Genomic DNA, 20,809 nt, shown 5'->3' with positions numbered 1-20,809 from the left:
ACCAGGTCAGCCACCTGAACGAGTGAACATCAACAGCAAGTTGGCGAACAACTCTGCGACCCGCGCACGCGGGGCGCGCACGGGGCGCCGGTTGGAACTTCCGGACCGGCTTTGGCAGGATGCGCGCCCGCAGCGCGCCGGGTCGATCACGGAGTCGTACATTCCGTCCCAAGTTCCCCGGCCTGTGCGGCGGTCCGTACCATTCGCCTGTCGCTGTGCGCTCCCCGTGAAGGCCTCGGGCAGACTGGCCGCCATGCGGATCGAACTCGCCTCCATCCCCGGCTCCCCCGAACGCCCCAACGAGGACTGGACCGGTGCGGTCCTGCCTGCCTCGGGACAGGGCGGCCTGCTCGTACTGCTCGACGGTGTGACACCTCCGGCGGGGCCGGACGGATGTGTGCACGGCGTGCCGTGGTTCACCGCCCGGCTCGGCGGCTCACTGGTCGAACTGTCCGGTTCGCGACGGGATATGAGCCTGCGTGAGGTGCTCGCGGAGTCGATCCGCCTTACCGCCGAAGCGCACCGCTCAATCTGTGACCTTTCTCACGTACGAACCCCTCAGGCAACGGTCGTCATGGCCCGCTGGTCGGCGGAGACCGTCGAACACCTGGTGCTCTGTGACTCGGCACTGCTCATCGAGGACGCTTCGGGGGGCGTACGGACGATCGTCGACGACCGCCTCCACCGGCTGCCGCGCGAGGCCCTGGCGACCGAGGCGACAGCCGACGCGGTACGGAACCAGGAGGGCGGCTTCTTCACCGCGGCCGCCGATCCCGGGGTGGCGGCGCGCGCGGTGACCGGGCGCACTCCCCTGACGGAAGTACGGGCCCTGGCCGCGCTCAGCGACGGAGCGGGCCGCTGGGTGGAGGTCTTCCGGGAGGGCGACTGGGCGGAATGCCTCGCGGTGCTGCGCAAGGAGGGCGCGCAGGCGCTGATCGGCCGCGTGCGGGCACTGGAGGACGCGGACACGGACCGCGCGTTCCTGCGGAACGGCAAGACGCACGACGACGCGTCGGCCGTACTGCTGGAGCTCTAGCCCGGCAGGGCGCACGGCCGGCGAGGCGCACGGGGCCCGGCCCCGTGCGCCCCCGGGCTCAGCTCTCGGCGCGCGCGTTCAAGTGGTGCAGCAGGCGTGCCAATTCGGCCACCTCGGCCCGGTCCCAGCCGTCCAGCTTGCGTACGTACTCGGCCCGGCGCGCGTCCCGTACCCGCCGCATCCGCTCCCGCCCCTCGGCGGTGAGCTGCACCAGGAAGGCACGCCCGTCCCCGGGGTCCTGCTCACGGGTGACCAGGCCGAGGTCCTCCAGGGAGCGCAGTTGACGGCTCATGGTCGCCCGGCCGACCCCGATATAGGCGGCCAGGTCGGTGGCACGCTGCCCGCCCCACTCGTCGAGGCAGACCAGCAGCCCGTAGGCCGCGGCCTCCAGATCAGGGTGGACCGCGCGCGACATCTCTCCGGACGAGGCCCGGGCACGGCGCAGGAAGACCGTCAACTCCCGTTCCACTGCAAGGAATTCATGGTCCACACCACCTTCGGGCGGTGCGGGGAGTTCACTTCCGGTACCGCTGTCGTGCACGTCAGCACTCCTTATGAGCTTTCCCGCTCCTGAAAGTTTCTTTCATCGCCTGCCATCGCCGCAGCTGGGCCAGTATTTCGCAGGAGTAGACCAACGGCAGCACCCAGCCCCTCTTCCGCCGTACGGGTCTACGTGCGTAGCGTCACCCTCGCTGACATGTCCACACCATGACATGACGGAGTTCTTCCCAGCTCCCCCCACCGAGCCTTTCGGAGGCACGCACATGCCCGTGCTCAGATCCGGAACGGCCCGACGCGGACGTATCGCCGCAGTCGGGATCCTTCTCGCCTTCCTCACCTCCCTGCTGGCCCTGCCCGGCGCGGCGTCCGCCGCGGACACCCCCGCACGCGGCACGGCCACCATGGGGATGGGCGTCATCGCGCACGACGGCCAGGGGGGCACCCCCCGCAACACCCCGTCGGCGGTCCAGACCGAAGGCGTCGACGTCTCCGGCTACCAGGGCAACGTCAACTGGGCGACGCTGTGGGGCAGCGGCGTGCGGTGGGCCTACACCAAGGCCAGCGAGGGCAACTACTACACGAACCCCTCCTTCACGCAGCAGTACAACGGCTCGTACAACGTCGGGATGATCCGCGGCGCCTACCACTTCGCGACCCCGAACGACTCCAGCGGTGCGAACCAGGCGAACTACTTCGTCAGCCACGGCGGCGGCTGGTCCCGCGACGGCAAGACCCTGCCCGGCGTGCTGGACATCGAGTGGAATCCTTACGGTGACGCCTGCTACGGCCTGAGCGCGGCATCGATGGTCGCCTGGATCCACGACTTCGCCAACACCTACAAGTCGCTCACCGGGCGCGACGCGGTCATCTACACCGCGACCAGCTGGTGGACGCAGTGCACGGGGAACAACAGCGGCTTCGGGGCCACCAACCCGCTCTGGATCGCACGCTACGACTCGGCGCCGGGCGCACTTCCCGCCGGGTGGGGCGTCCAGACCATGTGGCAGTACACCTCGACCGGGCCGACGGTCGGTGACCACGACAAGTTCAACGGCGCGCTGGACCGGGTGCAGGCACTCGCCAACGGCTGACGCCACGACGCGGCACAGGGCCCCCGGCGCCCGCGGCGCCGGGGGCCCTGCGTTCCGGCCGTCAGGCGGCTGCCGGGAGCCGTACCTCCGCCGGGGAGAGCGCGATCTCCAGGACCTGGCGGACGTCGGTCACCGGGTGCACCTCCAGGGTGTCGAGCACCTCGGCGGGGACATCGTCCAGATCGGCCTCGTTCCGCTTGGGGATCACGACGGTCGTGATGCCCGCCCGGTGCGCGGCCAGCAGCTTCTGCTTCAGGCCCCCGATCGGCAGCACCCGCCCGGTCAGCGACACCTCACCGGTCATGGCCACGTCGGTGCGAACCTGCCTGCCGGAGAGCAGCGAGGCCAGCGCCGTCGTCATCGTGATGCCGGCGCTCGGACCGTCCTTGGGCACCGCGCCCGCCGGGAAGTGGATGTGCACGCCGCGGTCCTTGAGGTCCGCCACGGGCAGCTCCAGTTCGGCGCCGCGCGAGCGCAGGAAGGAGAGCGCGATCTGCGCCGACTCCTTCATGACGTCGCCGAGCTGGCCGGTCAGGCTCAGCCCCGCACCGCCGGTCTCGGGATCGGCCAGCGACGCCTCGACGAAGAGGACGTCGCCGCCCGCGCCGGTGACCGCGAGCCCGGTGGCCACGCCGGGCACCGCCGTACGGCGCTCGGCCGGGTCCTGAGCGGACTCCGGCACGTGGTGCGGGCGTCCGATCAGCGGCCGGAGCTCCGCATCGGTGACGGTGAGCGGCAGCTCCTGCTCGCCCAGTTCGTGCTGGGCCGCGACCTTCCGCAGCAGCCTGGCGACGGACCGCTCCAGATTCCGCACGCCCGCCTCGCGGGTGTACTCGCCCGCCAGCCTGCGGAGCGCGGAGTCGTCGAGCGTCACCTCGCCCGGTTCGAGACCGGCGCGCTCCAGCTGCCTGGGCAGCAGGTGGTCGCGGGCGATGACGACCTTCTCGTCCTCGGTGTAGCCGTCGAGCCTGACCAGCTCCATCCGGTCGAGCAGTGCCTCGGGGATGGCTTCCAGCACGTTCGCGGTGGCCAGGAACACCACGTCGGACAGGTCGAGCTCGACCTCCAGGTAGTGGTCCCTGAAGGTGTGGTTCTGCGCCGGGTCGAGCACTTCCAGCAGAGCGGCGGCCGGGTCGCCCCGGAAGTCGGAGCCGACCTTGTCGATCTCGTCCAGCAGGACGACCGGGTTCATCGATCCGGCCTCCTTGATCGCGCGCACGATCCGGCCGGGCAGCGCACCGACGTAGGTGCGGCGGTGTCCGCGGATCTCCGCCTCGTCCCGTACGCCGCCGAGCGCGACGCGGACGAACTTGCGGCCCATCGCGTGTGCCACTCCTTCGCCGAGGGAGGTCTTCCCGACGCCGGGCGGCCCGACGAGCGCCAGTACGGCGCCGCCGCGCCGGCCGCCGACGATGCCCATGCCGCGGTCGGCACGGCGCTTGCGCACCGCCAGGTACTCGGTGATGCGCTCCTTGACGTCGTCGAGACCGGAGTGCTCCGCGTCCAGGACGGCCTTGGCGCCCCTGATGTCGTACTCGTCCTCGGTGCGCTCGTTCCACGGCAGTTCGAGGACGGTGTCGAGCCAGGTCCGGATCCAGGAGCCCTCGGGGCTCTGGTCGGACGAGCGCTCCAGCTTCTCGACCTCCTTGAGCGCGGCCTCCCTCACGTATCCGGGGAGGACGGCGGCCTCGACCCGGGCCCGGTAGTCGTCGGACTCGTCGTCCGCCTCGCCGTTGAGCTCGGAGAGCTCCTTGCGTACGGCCTCCAGCTGGCGCCGGAGCAGGAACTCGCGCTGCTGCTTGTCCACGCCCTCCTGGACGTCCTTGGCGATCGACTCGGCGACGTCCTGTTCGGCGAGGTGCTCGCCCAGCCACTGGACGGCGAGCTTCAGCCGGGCCACCGGGTCGGCGGTCTCCAGGAGCTCGGTCTTCTGGGCGAGCGTGAGGAACGGCGAGTAGCCGGAGTTGTCAGCGAGGGCCGATACGCCCTCGATCTGCTGGACTCTGTCGACGACCTGCCAGGCTCCACGCTTCTTCAGCCAGTCGGTGGCCAGCGCCTTGTACTCCTTGACGAGAGCGGTGACGGCGCCGGACAGCGGCTCGGGGTCGGTCTCGTCGACCCGGATCCCCTCGACCCAGAGCGCGCTGCCCGGGCCTGTGGTGCCCGCGCCGATGCGCACCCGGCCGCGGCCGCGGACCAGGGCGCCGGGGTCTCCGTCGGAGAGCCTGCCGACCTGCTCGACGGTGCCGATGACGCCGGTACTCGCGTAGCTGCCGTCGAGCCGCGGAACGAGGAGCACCAGCGGTTTGTTACCGCTGGAGCGTGCGGAGGACGCCTGGGCGGCCTCCACCGCGGCACGTACGTCCGCTTCGGAAAGGTCCAGCGGCACCACCATTCCGGGCAGCACGACCTCGTCGTCGAGCGGCAGCACGGGCAGGGTGAGCGGTGTGGACGTGTCAGCCATGATCTCCCCTTAGGCAGTGAAGTTGAGCTATGCAGACTCAATGCCGAGAAGGGGGCTGGTGTTCCCGGACGGGCGTTCGCTCTCAGCGATCGGGCCCTGCGGAGGCCGCAGGGGCCGTGCCGGGGGCGCCCTGGACGGCCCCGGAGGAGGTCACGGACGAGATCGCGGGGAGGCCGGGAAGGACAGGGGCGCCCGGGTCGTCCGGCGCGGCCCCGGGGAGGGCCGGCCCGCTCCTGGCGGCAGCCCAGCGGCGCACCAGCGGCCAGCAGGCCACCCCTATGGCGAGCGAGAGCGGATGGCCCCAGTCGGTGAGCGGGTCGCCGAGCACCAGCAGTGCCTGGACGAGCACGGTGGCCACGGCCGCCAGGAGCGGCCAGCGCAGCAGCGGCGGGAGCAGCCCGGCGAGGGCTCCGACCCCGGCCATCAGACCGAAGCTGATGCCGTAGTCCAAACGGTGGAGCGAGGAGTCGGGAAGGTGCCCCGCGGCGACCGCCACACCGACCGGGATCTCGGTGGCCAGCGTCGCCAGGACATGCCCGGTCAGGAACACGGCGCCGGTGCGCAGGGCCCCTATGCGGCGCTCCAGGGCGGTGAGGACGAGCAGGAAGCCGATCGCCGAGAGCGAGAGCATCCCGCCCGCTATCCACAGGGCGCTGCCCACCAGGACCAGCAGCGGGGTGCGGGCCAGGTGCGCCATGTCGGTACTGGAGTCGCGCAGCACGGTGGTGACGGTGTGCGGGTCGGCGTGCTCGGCGAAGAGCGAGGTGGCGACGAGCACCAGGGCGTAGACGAAGGTGAAGGGTGTCCCGGCGGGGGTGGGCAGCAGGCGCAGCAAGGGCAACAGGGCGCGACCGGCGGAACCGGTGGGTCGTCGCATCCGTTGTATGTGGTGCACTCTGCCTGTCCCGTCGGCCGTCGGTCTGTCCGTTCGACTCCACTCCCCCCAACGTTCACTCTCCGCGATAGCCTCCGACCGCGCCTATGACGCGCGCCACACGAAGCAACCCCCGCACCCCCCGAGGCGTCCGGGGTCCGGCCCTGGAGGAACCACCATCGAGACCGAGGACGTACGCACTCTTGACCGGCGCGATGGCCCGTTCGGCGAGGTCGTGCTGCGCGAGCGCGGGGAGCACTTCGAGATCATCGCCAACGGGTGCTTCCTGATGGACACCTCGGACGGACGTTCGGAGCGGTTGCTGATCGACGCGGCACTGGCAGCGCTGCCGGCCGGTCCCGACCGCCCCTCCGTGCTCATCGGCGGACTCGGTGTCGGCTTCTCACTCGCTCATGCCGCGGCGGACCCCCGCTGGGGCCGGATCACGGTCGTCGAGCGCGAGCAGGCCGTCATCGACTGGCACCGGGAGGGCCCGCTCGCCCGGATCTCGGGCGCGGCACTGGACGATCCCCGGACTGTGATCCTGCCCACCGACCTGGTCGCCCACGTCCGCGGATCCGCATCGGCATATGACGCTTTGTGCCTGGACATCGACAACGGGCCAGGGTGGACGGTCACCGAGGACAACGGTGGCCTGTACACCGCGAGCGGGCTCGCAGCCTGTATGGAACGGCTCAAACCGGGAGGAATCCTTGCCGTCTGGTCGGCCCAGCCCTCGGCGACTTTTGAGGAAGCCTTGCGGAATGCCGGGTTCACCGGGGTAAGGACCGAAGAGGTCCCCGTTGCCCGGGGCGTCCCTGACGTGGTCCATCTCGGTGTTCGCCCTGCGTAGCCGGGACGGCTTCCGTGCATCTAGTCTGCTGACCGGCAGATGAGATCTGGACGCCGTGTCCAAGAGCGCAGCTGGGAACACAGCCGCGTACGCAGCAGAACGCACACCAAGAGCGCACTTCCAGGGGCGGGCGATGGAGCAGACACACACCACCCAAAACGGCGTCGCGGCCACCCCGGGCGCTCAGCGCCGGGTCCTGGTCGTCGAGGACGACCCGACAATCGTCGACGCCATCGCCGCACGGCTGCGGGCCGAGGGCTTCCAGGTGCAGACGGCCACGGACGGCCCGGCCGCCGTGGACGCGGCCCAGGGCTGGCAGCCGGACCTGATGGTCCTCGACGTGATGCTGCCCGGCTTCGACGGCCTGGAGGTCTGCCGCCGGGTCCAGGCACAGCGGCCGGTGCCGGTCCTGATGCTCACCGCGCGGGACGACGAGACCGACATGCTGGTCGGCCTCGGCGTCGGCGCCGACGACTACATGACCAAGCCGTTCTCGATGCGTGAGCTGGCGGCGCGCGTGCATGTCCTGCTGCGGCGGGTGGAGCGCGCCACGATCGCCGCGTCGACACCGCGCAGCGGCATCCTGCGCCTCGGCGAGCTGGAGATCGACCACGCGCAGCGCCGGGTCCGGGTGCGCAACGAGGACGTCCACCTGACGCCCACCGAGTTCGATCTGCTGGTCTGCCTGGCGAACACGCCGCGCGCCGTCCTCTCCCGCGAGCAGCTGCTCGCGGAGGTCTGGGACTGGGCCGACGCCTCCGGCACCAGGACCGTGGACAGCCACATCAAGGCGCTCCGCCGGAAGATCGGCGCGGAGCGCATCCGTACGGTGCACGGCGTCGGATACGCGCTGGAGACCCCGGCGCCATGAGCCGGCTGCGGTTCCACCGGGGCCGGAGCGGTGCCCGGCCCCGCGATCCGGCGCGGAATCCGGGCCGGAGCGTGAGCCGGTTCCTGCTGCGGGCCCTGCCCTGGCCGCAGCCGAGGGACCGGCAGCGGCCCCTCCCGGTCTCGATCAAGGCCAAGCTGGGCACGCTCGTGGTGGTGTCCGTGTTCATCACCACAGGGCTGCTCCTGGTGGCGCTGCGCACCAAGACGGAGCTGCGCTTCATCACGGTGTTCTCGGTGATCGCCTCGATGCTGATCACCCAGTTCGTGGCGCACAGCCTGACCTCGCCGCTGGACGAGATGAACACCGTGGCCCGGTCGATCTCGCACGGCGACTACACCCGGCGGGTCAGCGGCGCCGACCGCAGGGACGAGCTGGGCGACCTGGCGACGACCATCAACCGGATGGCCGAGGACCTGGAGGCGGTGGACCGGCACCGCAAGGAGCTGGTCGCGAACGTCTCCCACGAGCTGCGGACCCCGATCGCGGCCCTGCGGGCGGTGCTGGAGAACGTCGTGGACGGGGTGTCGGCGGCCGATCCCGAGACGATGCGCACCGCGCTCAAACAGACCGAACGGCTGGGCAGGCTCGTCGAGACGCTGCTCGACCTCTCCCGTCTCGACAACGGAGTGGTTCCGCTCAAGGCGGCCCGTTTCGAGGTGTGGCCGTATCTCTCGGGCGTCCTGAAGGAGGCGAATCTCGCAGCCGCGCAGCGCGCGGGCGCTTCGGGCTCCGGGGGTCAGCACACCCGGACGGACGTCCATCTCCATCTGGATGTCTCGCCGCCCGAGCTGACGGCGCACGCCGACGCCGAGCGTCTCCACCAGGTGGTCGCCAACCTGATCGACAACGCGGTCAAGCACTCCCCGCCGCACGGCCGGGTCACGGTCCTCGCCCGCCGCGGGCCGCAGCCGGAATCCCTCGACCTGGAGGTCGTGGACGAGGGGCCGGGCATCCCGGAGTCGGAGCGGCACCGGGTCTTCGAGCGCTTCAACCGGGGCCGCGCCCCGTCCCCGCACGGCCCCGGCGGGGACGGCGGTACCGGGCTCGGTCTTGCCATCGCCCGCTGGGCGGTCGATCTGCACGGCGGACGGATCGGGGTGGCCGAATCATCCCGTGGCTGCCGCATACGCGTCACTCTTCCGGGCGTATCCCGAACACCAAGTTGACGTAAAGTCTTCAGCGGAAGCCCGCGTTCCGTGCAGAACCCGCGGGTAAGCGCGTCAGAGGGTGCCGGCCAAGGGGCGGTAGCTGTGACGCGTCATACCCGCATGATGGGGAACCACGCTTGTTTCCCGCCATTTCAAGCCCCGAAACCAGCTTTCGAGTGTGACTTACGCGACGTTGCCCCGCCCGGCCTGCACCTCCAGGCCGGGGAGGCGTAGCCTTTATTTCCGCTGTCCATCACCTTGTGAAGCGGAAGAGGGCGGTTCACGCCGTGTCGTCTCAGTCCCCCAGTAATTCGAGCATCTCGACCGACCAGGAGGGGCAGGAAAAGAGTCCTGCCGACGCTTTTGGTCCCAATGAGTGGCTCGTCGACGAGATCTACCAGCAGTACCTCCAGGACCCGAATTCGGTTGACCGTGCCTGGTGGGACTTCTTCGCCGACTACAAGCCAGGTTCTGCCGGTGCTCCCACCGCGGGTGCGGATCCCGTGAGCGCGAGCCCTCCGCACCAGTCGGGCGAGAGCGGCCGTGCCGCCGCCGCGCAGGGTGGTGCAGCCGCGGGGGCTGCTCCCACCACAGCAGCGGCTCCGGCCGCCGCACCCCGTACTCCCCAGGCTGCCGCGCCCGCAGCGCCGCAGGCCCCGGCTCCGGCCGCGCCTGCTGCCGCGAAGCCCGCGGCCGCCGCTCCGGCGGCCAAGCCCGCGGCCAAGGCCGAGGCGAAGCCCGAGGCCGCCGAGCCCGAGGCTCCGGCAGGCCCCGAGCTGGTGACGCTGCGCGGTCCGTCCGCCGCGGTCGCGAAGAACATGAACGCATCGCTGGAGCTGCCGACGGCCACGTCCGTCCGCGCGGTCCCGGTGAAGCTGCTCTTCGACAACCGCATCGTCATCAACAACCACCTGAAGCGCGCCAGGGGCGGGAAGGTCTCCTTCACCCACCTCATCGGCTTCGCGATGGTGCAGGCCCTCAAGGCCATGCCGTCGATGAACCACTCCTTCGCGGTGAAGGACGGCAAGCCGACGCTGGTCAAGCCGGCCCACGTCAACCTCGGCCTCGCCATCGACCTGGTGAAGCCGAACGGCGACCGCCAGCTCGTCGTCGCGGCCATCAAGAAGGCCGAGACGCTCAACTTCTTCGAGTTCTGGCAGGCGTACGAGGACATCGTCCGCCGGGCCCGCGCGAACAAGCTGACGATGGACGACTTCACCGGGGTCACCGCGTCGCTCACCAACCCCGGCGGCATCGGCACCGTCCACTCCGTGCCCCGCCTGATGCCCGGTCAGGGCCTCATCATGGGCGTCGGCGCGATGGACTACCCGGCCGAGTTCCAGGGCACGTCGCAGGACACCCTGAACAAGCTGGGCATCTCGAAGGTCATGACCCTGACCTCGACCTACGACCACCGGGTCATCCAGGGCGCGGCCTCCGGCGAGTTCCTGCGGATCCTCGCCAACCTGCTGCTCGGCGAGAACGGCTTCTACGACGACCTGTTCGAGGCGCTGCGCATCCCGTACGAGCCGGTCCGCTGGCTCAAGGACATCGACGTCTCGCACGACAACGACGTCACCAAGGCCGCGCGCGTCTTCGAGCTGATCCACTCCTACCGGGTCCGCGGTCACGTCATGGCCGACACCGACCCGCTGGAGTACAAGCAGCGCAAGCACCCCGACCTGGACATCATCGAGCACGGGCTCACCCTGTGGGACCTGGAGCGCGAGTTCGCCGTCGGCGGCTTCGCCGGCAAGTCGATGATGAAGCTGCGCGACATCCTCGGCGTGCTGCGCGACTCGTACTGCCGCACCACCGGCGTCGAGTTCATGCACATCCAGGACCCCAAGCAGCGCAAGTGGATCCAGGACCGCATCGAGCGCGGCGCACACGCCAAGCCCGAGCGCGAGGAGCAGCTGCGCATCCTGCGCCGGCTGAACTCGGCGGAGGCGTTCGAGACCTTCCTGCAGACCAAGTACGTCGGCCAGAAGCGCTTCTCGCTCGAAGGCGGCGAGTCCGTCATCCCGCTGCTCGACGCCGTCATCGACTCGGCCGCCGAGTCGCGCCTCGACGAGGTCGTCATCGGGATGGCCCACCGCGGCCGTCTCAACGTGCTGGCCAACATCGTCGGCAAGTCGTACGCGCAGATCTTCCGCGAGTTCGAGGGCAACCTCGACCCGAAGTCGATGCACGGCTCGGGCGACGTGAAGTACCACCTCGGCTCCGAGGGGACCTTCACCGGCCTGGACGGCGAGCAGATCAAGGTCTCGCTGGCCGCCAACCCCTCGCACCTGGAGACCGTCGACCCGGTCGTCGAGGGCATCGCCCGCGCCAAGCAGGACATCATCAACAAGGGCGGCACGGACTTCACCGTGCTGCCGGTGGCGCTGCACGGCGACGCGGCCTTCGCGGGCCAGGGCGTCGTCGCCGAGACGCTCAACATGTCGCAGCTGCGCGGCTACCGCACCGGCGGCACCGTGCACATCGTGATCAACAACCAGGTCGGCTTCACCGCCGCCCCGGAGTCGTCGCGTTCGTCGATGTACGCCACCGACGTGGCCCGCATGATCGAGGCGCCGATCTTCCATGTGAACGGTGACGACCCGGAGGCCGTGGTGCGCGTCGCGCGCCTCGCGTTCGAGTTCCGTCAGGCGTTCAACAAGGACGTCGTCATCGACCTGATCTGCTACCGCCGCCGCGGTCACAACGAGGCCGACAACCCCTCGTTCACGCAGCCGCTGATGTACGACCTGATCGACAAGAAGCGCTCGGTGCGCAAGCTCTACACCGAGTCCCTCATCGGTCGCGGCGACATCACGCTGGAAGAGGCGGAGCAGGCGCTCCAGGACTTCCAGGGCCAGCTGGAGAAGGTCTTCGCGGAGGTCCGCCAGGCCACCGCCGAGCCCGCCGAGGCCTCGGTCCCGGTCCCGCAGGCGGAGTTCCCGGTCGCCGTGGACACCTCGATCTCGCAGGAGGTCGTCAAGCGGATCGCCGAGTCGCAGGTCAACATCCCGGACCGGATCACCGTGCACCCGCGGCTGCTGCCGCAGGTGCAGCGCCGGGCCGCGATGATCGACGAGGGCACGATCGACTGGGCGATGGGCGAGACCCTCGCCATCGGCTCGCTGCTCCTTGAGGGCACCCCGGTCCGCCTCTCCGGCCAGGACTCGCGCCGCGGGACCTTCGGCCAGCGCCACGCGGTGCTCATCGACCGCAAGACCGGCGAGGACTTCACCCCGCTGCTCTACCTCGCCGACGACCAGGCGCGTTACAACGTCTACGACTCGCTCCTCAGCGAGTACGCGGTGATGGGCTTCGAGTACGGCTACTCGCTCGCCCGCCCGGAGTCGCTGGTCATGTGGGAGGCGCAGTTCGGCGACTTCGTCAACGGCGCGCAGACCGTGGTGGACGAGTACATCTCGGCCGCCGAGCAGAAGTGGGGCCAGACGTCCGGCGTCACCCTGCTCCTCCCGCACGGCTACGAGGGCCAGGGCCCGGACCACTCGTCCGCCCGCCCGGAGCGCTTCCTCCAGCTGTGCGCGCAGAACAACATGACGGTCGCCATGCCGACGCTCCCGTCGAACTACTTCCACCTCCTGCGGTGGCAGGTGCACAACCCGCACCACAAGCCGCTGGTGGTCTTCACCCCGAAGTCGATGCTCCGTCTCAAGGCGGCCGCGTCGAAGGCGGAGGAGTTCACCACGGGTGGCTTCCGTCCGGTGATCGGGGACGACAGTGTCGACCCGAGCGCCGTGCGCAAGGTCGTCTTCACGGCCGGCAAGGTGTACTACGACCTGGACGCGGAGCGCACCAAGCGCGGCGTCACGGACACCGCGATCATCCGGCTTGAGCGTCTGTACCCGCTGCCGGGTGCCGAACTGCAGGCGGAGATCGCCAAGTTCCCGAACGCCGAGAAGTACCTCTGGGCGCAGGAGGAGCCGGCGAACCAGGGCGCGTGGCCGTTCATCGCGCTCAACCTGATCGACCACCTGGACCTGGCGGTCGGCGCCGACGTCCCGCACGGTGAGCGCCTGCGCCGCATCTCGCGGCCGCACGGCTCGTCGCCCGCGGTCGGCTCCGCCAAGCGCCACCAGGCGGAGCAGGCCCAGCTGGTCGCCGAGGTCTTCGAGGCCTAGGCGGAACGAGCGGTTCACCCGCGGGGCCCGGACGCATCGTGTGATGCGTCCGGGCCCCGCGGCGTGCCGCGTGCCGTACGGGCCGCGCGCCCCGCCCGGACCAGGTGCGGCCCGGAGCCGCGGACCGTGAGCGGGCACGACCCGCTGCGGACCGGGCGGACCCGCGCCGCGCATAATCGGAAAAGGACCATCCGGAACACATCAGGAGCGACACGTGTACTTCACCGACCGCGGCATCGAGGAACTGGAGAAGCGGCGGGGCGAGGAGGAGGTCACCTTCGAGTGGCTCGCCGAGCAGCTGCGTACGTTCGTCGACCTGAACCCGGACTTCGAGGTCCCTGTCGAGCGGCTGGCGACCTGGCTGGCCCGGCTGGACGACGAGGACGACGAGGACGAGTGACGGCACCCGGCCGGGTGCCGTCGGCCGGCGCCGCCGTCAGACGCCCGCCCGCATCCGGTCGTAGGCGAGACCCAGGACCCCGTGCGCGACGAGCAGCGCGGCCGCCGTCGTCCAGCCGCCGCTGCGGCGGCTGAAGCCCCAGAGCACGAGCGGGACACCGGCCGCCAGCTGGGCGGCGCCGAGCGCACGGGCCCGCGGGCCGCGCAGCCAGGGGCCGAGGGCGCCGTCCTCGAAGGCCGCGAGCTCCGCACGTACGGCCTCCCCCAGACGGCTCTTCGGCTCGATCCGCCCGGTGGCCGGCTGGACCCTGGCCACCTCGCGCAGGCGGTCGGCGGGGTCGCCGGGGGTGAGGCCGGTGGGCAGGGCAAGACCGGCCCGCGCGAGGACGGCGATGAGACCTGTCAGCCGGGAACCCGAGTCGGCGAGCGGATCGGGGAGGGTGAGCTCGGTCAGGGTCGCGAGGTCGAGCACGGGGTCGAGGCCGAGCCGTGCTCCGAACGTGCGCATCGCGCCGTCCTCCCCCACCGGTGTGCCGTCCGCACGCCACATATAGCCGACCGGCCGCCGGAATCCGGAGGCCAGGGTGAGGCCTGCCCGGTCGCCGTCCCACCAGAGCGCGAGCACCGGCCAGGGCGAGGCGACCGCCAGGGTGGTGACCCAGCCGCCGGCCACCCGGTCGACCGGCTCGTCGCCGTGCAGCCAGGGCTTCCCCTCGGGGACGAGCACACTCCAGTCCTCGCCCGCCGGGGAGAGGAGCAGCCGCTCTCCCAGCATCCGGGCCGGGACACGTACGGCGGCCGGGGCCGCCCGGCAGAGCAGCAGGGCACCTGTGGCGTTCTCTGACATGGCACCACGCTAGGACAAAACCTCGCGTTCCACCCCTGCGCTTGACTTCATGGAACCGCGATATATCGTGTTCTGCAGAAGACGCGATATGTTGCGTCATGGTCGACCGGGGAGGTCAGTTCCATGTCCGTGAGGTCAGTGGCGGAGCCGCAGAAGCTTTCCTTCGACGAACCCGTGACAGCGCTGCAGGTGCGCATCGTCAACGGAACGGTCAACGTCGTGGGTACCGACGAGACCGTGCTCGACGAGCAGGGCGGCGCCCGGCTGGAGGTCTCCGAGCTGGAAGGGCCTCCGCTGGTCGTCACGGTGCAGAACGGCATACTGACCGTCGCCTACGAGGATCTGCCCTGGAAGGGCTTCCTGAAGTGGCTCGACCGGAGGGGCTGGCACCGGAAGGCCGTGGTCTCGCTCGCGGTGCCGGCGTCGGCGAGGGTCGAGGTCGGCGTGGTGGGGGCCGGCGCGGTCGTGTCCGGCATCCGCGGGCGCACGGAGGTGCGCGGGGTCACCGGCGACACCGCCCTGGTCGGCCTCTCCGGCACCGTCCTCGCCGAGACCGTGTCCGGGAACGTCGAGGCGCAGGCCGTCAGCGGCGACCTTCGCTTCCACTCGGTCTCCGGGGACCTCACCGTGATCGAGGGGGCCGGCTCGTCCGTACGGGCGGAATCGGTCAGCGGCGACATGGTCGTCGACCTCGACGCGACGGGCAGGCCCACCGACATCGCCCTCACCACCGTCTCCGGCGAGGTCGCCATCCGGCTGGCCCAGCCGACGGACGCGCAGGTCAGCGCGAACACGACGAGCGGCGCCGTGTCGAACGCCTTCGAGGATCTGCGGGTCAGCGGCCAGTGGGGTGCCAAGAAGATCACCGGTACCCTCGGCGCGGGCACCGGCCGCCTCCGGGCCACCACCGTGAGCGGGGCCATCGCCCTGCTGCGCCGCCCCGCACAGGACGACATCGCCGAGAAGGTGCTCTGACATGGCCCCCGTATTTGCCCACGGCCGACTGCGGCTCTACCTCCTCAAGCTCCTGGACGAGGCCCCGCGCCACGGCTACGAAGTGATCAGGCTGCTCGAGGAGCGCTTCCAGGGGCTCTATGCGCCGAGCGCGGGCACCGTCTATCCCCGCCTCGCCAAGCTGGAGGCGGAAGGGCTCGTCACCCACGCGTCGGAGGGCGGCAGGAAGGTGTACTCGATCACCGAGGCCGGCCGCACCGAACTGGCGGGTCGCAGCGGTGAACTGGCCGACCTGGAGATGGAGATCCGGGAGTCGGTCTCCGAACTGGCCGCGGAGATCCGGGCCGATGTCAGCGGCTCGGCGAACGACCTGCGGCGCGAGATCCGCCAGGCCGCGAAGGAGGCGCGCGGGACGGCGGGCGGGGGCAGCGCTCCCGGCACCGGGAAGCCGTTCCCCGGATTCCCGGAAGCATCCGACTTCTTCGACGGGAACTGGGCCGACAAGGAGGGCTGGCGCCAGGCCAAGGAGGAGTTCAAGCGCGCCAAGCAGGAGTGGAAGGAACAGGCCAGGAGGGCGAAGGACGAGTCGCGCCGGGCCCGCGAGGACGCGCAGCAGGCACGCCGCCAGGCCAGGGAGGCCCAGGAGTACGCCCAGGAGCAGGTGCAGCGGGTCGCCGCGCAGGTCCAGGACCATTTCGCGCGCGGGGACTGGCCCGCCGGGGTGCGTGAAGGACTCGCCGAATTCACCCGGGAGCTGGGCCGTTTCGGCCGGCCGGCGGAGCCAGGGGCAGGAGCGGGGAAGGACAGCCGCACGGACACCGGAGCCGGCCCGGACCCGCGCGGCGGTACGGACACGGACACCGGTCCGGACGCCGCGACGGGTCCCGCCGCGGGTACGGACACCACCGCGGGCACGGACACCACCACGGCCACCGGCGCGGCCGGGCCCGTCCGCTTCGGCAAGGACGATGCCCGGCCCGCACCCGGGCCCGCGTGGGCGCGGGAGGAGTCGTCCGGCAGCCCGGCACGCGATCTGGAGCGGCTGCTCGACCGCTTCCGCGACGACATCCGGGACGCGGCACGCGACCACGGGGTCACCGAAGGACAGCTCCGGGACGCGAGGCGGCATCTGTCGGAAGCCGCCGTACACATCGGCGCCGCGCTGCGTGGCACCGAGACCTGAGACGGGGCCGGGCCGCGCCCGTCCACCCCCCCCTCGCGGTGGGGCGGGCGGGCGCGGTCGCGTCACGCGGCGCTCACACCGCGCTGAGCAACCCGTCACCCGGCTCGCCCCCGTGGAGCACCCGCTCCACCGCCTCGTACGACACCCCGCACGCCGCCAGCGCGTCCGCGGCCACCCCGCCGCGCTCGACGAGGGCCAACAGCAGGTGCTCGTCGCCGAGATGGCGGTCCCGGTGCGCCGCCGCGGTCCGCAGGGCGATCCGCAGCGTCTCCTTCGCCCCGGGCGTGAGCGGCCTGCGCACCGCCCTGACCTGCGCCCGCCTCTCCGCCAGCGCGCCCGGCCCGTGCTCCTCCTCGATCCGCCCGACGACCTCGTCGAGATCGATGCCGAGCCCGGCCAGCGCTTCCGTGTCGGCCTGCGACAGCCCGCCCCGGCGCCTGGCGTCGTCCAGCGCTCCGGTCAGCCGCTCGCGCCACCGCGTGACACCGAGCGAGGCCAGGGCGGTGGACGCCTTCGTCCCGCGTGCGTCGAGCAGCGCCATCAGCAGATGCTCCTCGGTGATGCGGGGCTCACCCCCGCGGTCGGCGTACCCGACCGCCCCGCTGACCACGTCCCTGGCCCCCTGGGTGAAGCGTTCGAACATCACTGCCTCCCGTGCTTCTTGTGGACCGCCTGCCTGCTGACGCCGAGCTCCGCGGCGATGTCCTGCCACGACCAGCCCTGGTTGCGGGCGCTGCGCACCTGTACGGATTCGAGCCGTTCGAGCAGCCGCCGCAGCGCGGCCACCGCCCGCAACCCGACTCGCGGGTCACTGTCGCCCGCCCGGGCGGCGAGCTCCGTTGCCTCGGTCATGGTGTCAATTTACGTTGACACCCGACAAGTGTCAACCTTCATTGACAGTGCGAGCGGTGCGGGGCCGGCATCCGGAAACGGGAAGACCGCGGGCGGAGGACGGGCGTACCGTGCCGCCGTGATCGACTACTTGCACGGCGCCCCCGTCCCCTGCAGCCTCGATGTGGACTGGCACCACGGAAGCCCCTCCCCGGAAGGCGATCCAGGTCCGCGGATCCAGGTCCACGCCTGCACCGAGCACACGCTCATCCTGCGGCAGAACAAGTCCGTGCACTTCGAAGCGCCCTTCCTCTTCCTGCTCTTCGGGAACGACAGGGCGCTGCTGCTCGACACCGGCGCCTCGGAGGATGCGGCGCACTTCCCGCTGCGGGCCACCGTCGACGCGCTGACCGACCAGTGGCTGCTGCGCCACCCACGCGAGCGGTACGGGCTGCTGGTCGCCCACACCCACGGCCACGGCGACCACGTGGCGGGCGACGCGCAGTTCGCCGGACGGCCGCTGACCACCGTCGTGGGCCGGGACCAGGAGGCGGTCGCCGGGTACTTCGGGCTGACCGACTGGCCGCACCGGCAGGGCGAACTGGACCTCGGCGGGCGGGTCGTCGATCTGATCCCCGGCCCCGGCCACCAGAGCGCGGCGGTCGTCTTCCACGACCGGCACACCGGACTGCTCCTGACCGGTGACTCGCTCTACCCGGGCCGGATCCACGTATCCGACGAGGCCGCCTTCACCGCCACGGTCGAGCGGCTGCTGGCCTTCTGTGCGGACCGCCCGGTGACGCATGTGCTCGGCTGCCACATCGAGATGACCACCACCCCGCACGTGGACTACCCGCGCGGCACCGCGTACCAGCCGGACGAGCCGCCGCTCCAGCTCACGGCCGGGCACCTGCAGCGGTTGCGGCAGGCGCTGGCGGACGGAACGGACGACCCGCAGGGCGAGTTCCTGGTGGTCACCGGGTGCCCGCGGTTCAGGCCCCGGTCAGCACGATCTTGCCGAAGAGCTCACCCGACGCCATCTTCCCGAAGCCCTCACGGGCCCGGTCGAGCGGCAGCACCTCGTCGATGACGGGCCGCACCCCGGTGGCCGCGCAGAACGACAGCAGGTCCTCCAGCTCGTCCTTGGACCCCATGGTCGAGCCGACGACCCTCAGTTCCAGGAAGAAGATCCGGGTCAGCTCCGCCGACACCGGGTCCGAGCCGCTGGTGGCACCCGAGATCACCAGGGTGCCCCCGGGCTTGAGCGACTTGACGGAGTGCGACCACGTGGCGGCCCCCACCGTCTCGATGACGGCGTCCACCCGCTGGGGCAGCCGCGCACCCGGTTCGAAGGCCTCCACCGCGCCCAGCTCCACGGCCCGCTTCCGCTTGGCCTCGTCCCGGCTGGTGGCGTACACCCGCAGGCCCCCGGCCTTGCCGAGCACGATGGCGGCCGTCGCCACCCCGCCGCCCGCGCCCTGGACGAGCACGGAGTCACCGGGCCGCACACCGGCATTGGTGAAGAGCATGCGGTAAGCCGTGAGCCAGGCGGTGGGCAGGCAGGCGGCCTCCTCGAAGCTCAGCTCCTTCGGCTTGCGGAGCACGTTCCACTCCGGGACCGTGACCTGCTCCGCGAAGGTCCCCTGGTACTTCTCCGTCAGGATGGACCGCCCCTCCTTCGGGCCGACCCCGTACCCGGTCTGCCCGATCACCGAGTGCAGGACGACCTCGTTGCCGTCCTGGTCGACCCCGGCCGCGTCGCAGCCCAGGATCATCGGCAGCTTGTCGGCGGCGAGCCCGACGCCGCGGAGCGACCAGAGGTCGTGATGGTTGAGGGAGGCGGCTCTGACGTCGACCGTCGTCCAGCCGGGCCGGGCGGTGGGGGCCGGACGCTCCCCCAGCTCAAGGCCGTTGAGCGGGTGATCGCGGTCGATGCGGGCTGCGTAGGCGGCGAACATGCCCCGACGATAGGCGTGGCCGGTTCCGCAGGGAACCGGCCACGCGTGTGACGCTGCTAGCATCCGGCGGCCCGCACCGCCGGAGCGGCGCCGTCCCCCGCCCGCACCGGACCGCCGGGGCGTGGCAGTCACGGCCGCGAAACGGGCGGGGGCCGGGAGCCGTACCCGCGCTCCCGGCCCCCGCCCTCCGGATGCCTCAGCGCCGGGCCACGCCCTCCGCGCGGGCCGCGGCAGCCACGGCGGCGGTGACCGCAGGAGCGACCCGCTCGTCGAACGGCGACGGAATCACGCAGTCCGCGCTCAGTTCACCGGCCACCACGGCCGCCAGCGCCTCCGCGGCGGCGAGCTTCATGCCCTCCGTGATCCGCGACGCCCGCACCTGGAGCGCCCCGGCGAAGATCCCCGGGAACGCCAGCACGTTGTTGATCTGGTTCGGGAAGTCGCTGCGCCCGGTGGCGACGACCGCCGCGTACTTGGCGGCGATCGTGGGATGGATCTCCGGGTTCGGGTTGGCCATCGCGAAGATGAAGGAACCCTCGGCCATCGAGGCGACCGCGGGCTCGGGGACCGTACCGCCCGAAACCCCGATGAAGACGTCCGCACCGGACATCGCCTGCTCCAGCGAGCCGGTCAGGCCCGCCTTGTTGGTGTAGCTCGCGACCTCACGCTTGATCTCGGTGAGGTCCTCACGGTCGGAGGAGACGATGCCCTTGCGGTCGCACACCGCGACATCGCCGATTCCGGCCTCCACGAGGATCTTCGCGATGGCCACACCCGCCGCACCCGCACCCGAGATGACCGCACGCAGCTGCCCCAGCGAGCGCCCGGTGAGGGTGGCCGCGTTGCGCAGGGCCGCCAGGGTGACCACGGCGGTGCCGTGCTGGTCGTCGTGGAAGACCGGGATGTCCAGCTGCTCCTGGAGCCTGCGCTCGATCTCGAAGCAGCGCGGCGCGGAGATGTCCTCCAGGTTGACACCGCCGAAGGAGGGCGCGAGCCGGACCACGGTCTCGATGATCTCGTCCGTGTCGGTGGTCGCCAGCGCGATCGGAACGGCGTCGACGCCGCCGAACTGCTTGAAGAGGATGGCCTTGCCCTCCATCACGGGGAGGGACGCCTCCGGGCCGATGTCACCCAGCCCCAGCACCGCCGTACCGTCCGTCACGACGGCGACGACCTGCGACTTCCAGGTGTAGTCGTGGACGAGCTCCGGCTTCTCGGCGATAGCGCTGCAGACCTTGGCGACGCCGGGGGTGTACGCGAGGGACAGGTCGTCCCGGTCCCGCACGGGCACCGTGGCCTGGACCGCCATCTTGCCGCCGCGGTGCAGGGCGAAAACCGGGTCGAAGGTCTCCTCGTCCTGCGAGGAAGTGCTGAAACTTTCGCTGCGAGGATTGACGATCTCCGCTGCCATTGGTTGTTACCCCTTAAGTCTTCATCAGTTGAGGGTGGCCACTCCTGGTTGAGGAGGGGTGGGCGGGCACCGCGTATGCGCCCCGCGCCGGCCGGATGGCCCGCCGGGCGGGGGGAGGTGCATACGCGCGGGCGCGCCGCACACGCGCCCTGAGCCCCGGATGAGGGGTGTAACCGTCTGTTCTACCGGATGGACCGCACATCGGACGAGTCCATATCGAGTCCGCACCGA

Annotated in this window: 18 protein-coding genes; 10 read left to right on the top strand and 8 right to left on the bottom strand. The window is 71.1% G+C overall.

Annotation, left to right across the window (positions count from 1 at the left end):
- Window positions 1–253 precede the first annotated feature (253 nt).
- Window positions 254–1,036 (top strand): hypothetical protein, encoded by a 783-nt coding sequence (locus OG917_RS23650; protein WP_328319617.1) that lies wholly within the window; start codon window positions 254–256, stop codon window positions 1,034–1,036.
- A gap of 58 nt (window positions 1,037–1,094) precedes the next feature.
- On the opposite strand, the gene OG917_RS23645 is transcribed toward OG917_RS23650, so the two are convergent.
- A complete protein-coding gene (locus tag OG917_RS23645) occupies window positions 1,095–1,577 on the bottom strand; it encodes a MarR family winged helix-turn-helix transcriptional regulator (protein ID WP_328319616.1) in 483 nt (160 codons plus the stop codon).
- 223 nt (window positions 1,578–1,800) lie between these two features.
- Between OG917_RS23645 and OG917_RS23640 the strand changes: the two genes are divergently transcribed.
- On the top strand, window positions 1,801–2,628 hold the full coding sequence (locus OG917_RS23640) for a lysozyme (protein WP_328319615.1): 828 nt from the start codon (window positions 1,801–1,803) through the stop codon (window positions 2,626–2,628).
- 61 nt (window positions 2,629–2,689) lie between these two features.
- On the opposite strand, the gene lon is transcribed toward OG917_RS23640, so the two are convergent.
- A complete protein-coding gene (gene lon, locus OG917_RS23635) occupies window positions 2,690–5,092 on the bottom strand; it encodes an endopeptidase La (RefSeq protein WP_328319614.1) in 2,403 nt (800 codons plus the stop codon).
- Window positions 5,093–5,174: 82 nt separating this feature from the next.
- Window positions 5,175–5,969, bottom strand: a complete 795-nt coding sequence (locus OG917_RS23630; protein WP_328319613.1) for a rhomboid-like protein — start codon at window positions 5,967–5,969, stop codon at window positions 5,175–5,177.
- 175 nt (window positions 5,970–6,144) lie between these two features.
- Between OG917_RS23630 and OG917_RS23625 the strand changes: the two genes are divergently transcribed.
- The 5 genes from OG917_RS23625 (at window position 6,145) to OG917_RS23605 (ending at window position 13,395) form a co-directional block, all read left to right on the top strand.
- Window positions 6,145–6,819: a spermidine synthase gene (locus OG917_RS23625; protein ID WP_328322120.1), complete on the top strand. Its 675-nt coding sequence runs from the start codon at window positions 6,145–6,147 to the stop codon at window positions 6,817–6,819.
- Window positions 6,820–6,952: 133 nt separating this feature from the next.
- Window positions 6,953–7,690: a response regulator transcription factor gene (locus OG917_RS23620; protein WP_328319612.1), complete on the top strand. Its 738-nt coding sequence runs from the start codon at window positions 6,953–6,955 to the stop codon at window positions 7,688–7,690.
- Window positions 7,687–8,877, top strand: a complete 1,191-nt coding sequence (locus OG917_RS23615) for a HAMP domain-containing sensor histidine kinase (RefSeq protein WP_443059009.1) — start codon at window positions 7,687–7,689, stop codon at window positions 8,875–8,877. The genes OG917_RS23620 and OG917_RS23615 overlap by 4 nt, the downstream gene beginning before the upstream one ends.
- A 269-nt stretch (window positions 8,878–9,146) precedes the next feature.
- Window positions 9,147–12,995: a multifunctional oxoglutarate decarboxylase/oxoglutarate dehydrogenase thiamine pyrophosphate-binding subunit/dihydrolipoyllysine-residue succinyltransferase subunit gene (locus tag OG917_RS23610; protein ID WP_328319611.1), complete on the top strand. Its 3,849-nt coding sequence runs from the start codon at window positions 9,147–9,149 to the stop codon at window positions 12,993–12,995.
- A gap of 214 nt (window positions 12,996–13,209) precedes the next feature.
- Window positions 13,210–13,395 (top strand): DUF6104 family protein, encoded by a 186-nt coding sequence (locus OG917_RS23605; RefSeq protein ID WP_010061466.1) that lies wholly within the window; start codon window positions 13,210–13,212, stop codon window positions 13,393–13,395.
- A 36-nt stretch (window positions 13,396–13,431) separates the two neighbouring features.
- Here the strand turns inward: OG917_RS23605 and OG917_RS23600 are convergent, their stop codons facing one another.
- A complete protein-coding gene (locus tag OG917_RS23600; protein ID WP_328319610.1) occupies window positions 13,432–14,241 on the bottom strand; it encodes a hypothetical protein in 810 nt (269 codons plus the stop codon).
- Window positions 14,242–14,364: 123 nt separating this feature from the next.
- Here OG917_RS23600 and OG917_RS23595 point away from each other — a divergent pair, with 123 nt between their 5' ends.
- Both OG917_RS23595 and OG917_RS23590 read left to right on the top strand, forming a co-directional pair.
- On the top strand, window positions 14,365–15,216 hold the full coding sequence (locus OG917_RS23595; RefSeq protein WP_328319609.1) for a DUF4097 family beta strand repeat-containing protein: 852 nt from the start codon (window positions 14,365–14,367) through the stop codon (window positions 15,214–15,216).
- A 1-nt stretch (window position 15,217) separates the two neighbouring features.
- Window positions 15,218–16,378, top strand: a complete 1,161-nt coding sequence (locus OG917_RS23590) for a PadR family transcriptional regulator (RefSeq protein WP_328319608.1) — start codon at window positions 15,218–15,220, stop codon at window positions 16,376–16,378.
- A gap of 73 nt (window positions 16,379–16,451) precedes the next feature.
- Here the strand turns inward: OG917_RS23590 and OG917_RS23585 are convergent, their stop codons facing one another.
- Window positions 16,452–17,021: a Clp protease N-terminal domain-containing protein gene (locus OG917_RS23585; RefSeq protein ID WP_328319607.1), complete on the bottom strand. Its 570-nt coding sequence runs from the start codon at window positions 17,019–17,021 to the stop codon at window positions 16,452–16,454.
- Window positions 17,021–17,230, bottom strand: a complete 210-nt coding sequence (locus tag OG917_RS23580; protein WP_328319606.1) for a helix-turn-helix domain-containing protein — start codon at window positions 17,228–17,230, stop codon at window positions 17,021–17,023. The genes OG917_RS23585 and OG917_RS23580 overlap by 1 nt, the downstream gene beginning before the upstream one ends.
- Window positions 17,231–17,348: 118 nt before the next feature.
- Between OG917_RS23580 and OG917_RS23575 the strand changes: the two genes are divergently transcribed.
- On the top strand, window positions 17,349–18,299 hold the full coding sequence (locus OG917_RS23575) for an MBL fold metallo-hydrolase (protein ID WP_328319605.1): 951 nt from the start codon (window positions 17,349–17,351) through the stop codon (window positions 18,297–18,299).
- Here the strand turns inward: OG917_RS23575 and OG917_RS23570 are convergent.
- Complete coding sequence (locus OG917_RS23570) at window positions 18,202–19,167, bottom strand: zinc-binding dehydrogenase (protein WP_328319604.1); 966 nt, start codon at window positions 19,165–19,167, stop codon at window positions 18,202–18,204. The genes OG917_RS23575 and OG917_RS23570 overlap by 98 nt on opposite strands.
- A 196-nt stretch (window positions 19,168–19,363) precedes the next feature.
- Window positions 19,364–20,578: an NAD(P)-dependent malic enzyme gene (locus tag OG917_RS23565; RefSeq protein ID WP_328319603.1), complete on the bottom strand. Its 1,215-nt coding sequence runs from the start codon at window positions 20,576–20,578 to the stop codon at window positions 19,364–19,366.
- Window positions 20,579–20,809: the final 231 nt, after the last annotated feature.

The organism is Streptomyces sp. NBC_00388, from assembly GCF_036061255.1.
In the GTDB taxonomy this organism is placed as follows: Bacteria; Actinomycetota; Actinomycetes; order Streptomycetales; family Streptomycetaceae; genus Streptomyces.
This window is presented reverse-complemented; position numbering and strand designations above follow the sequence as displayed.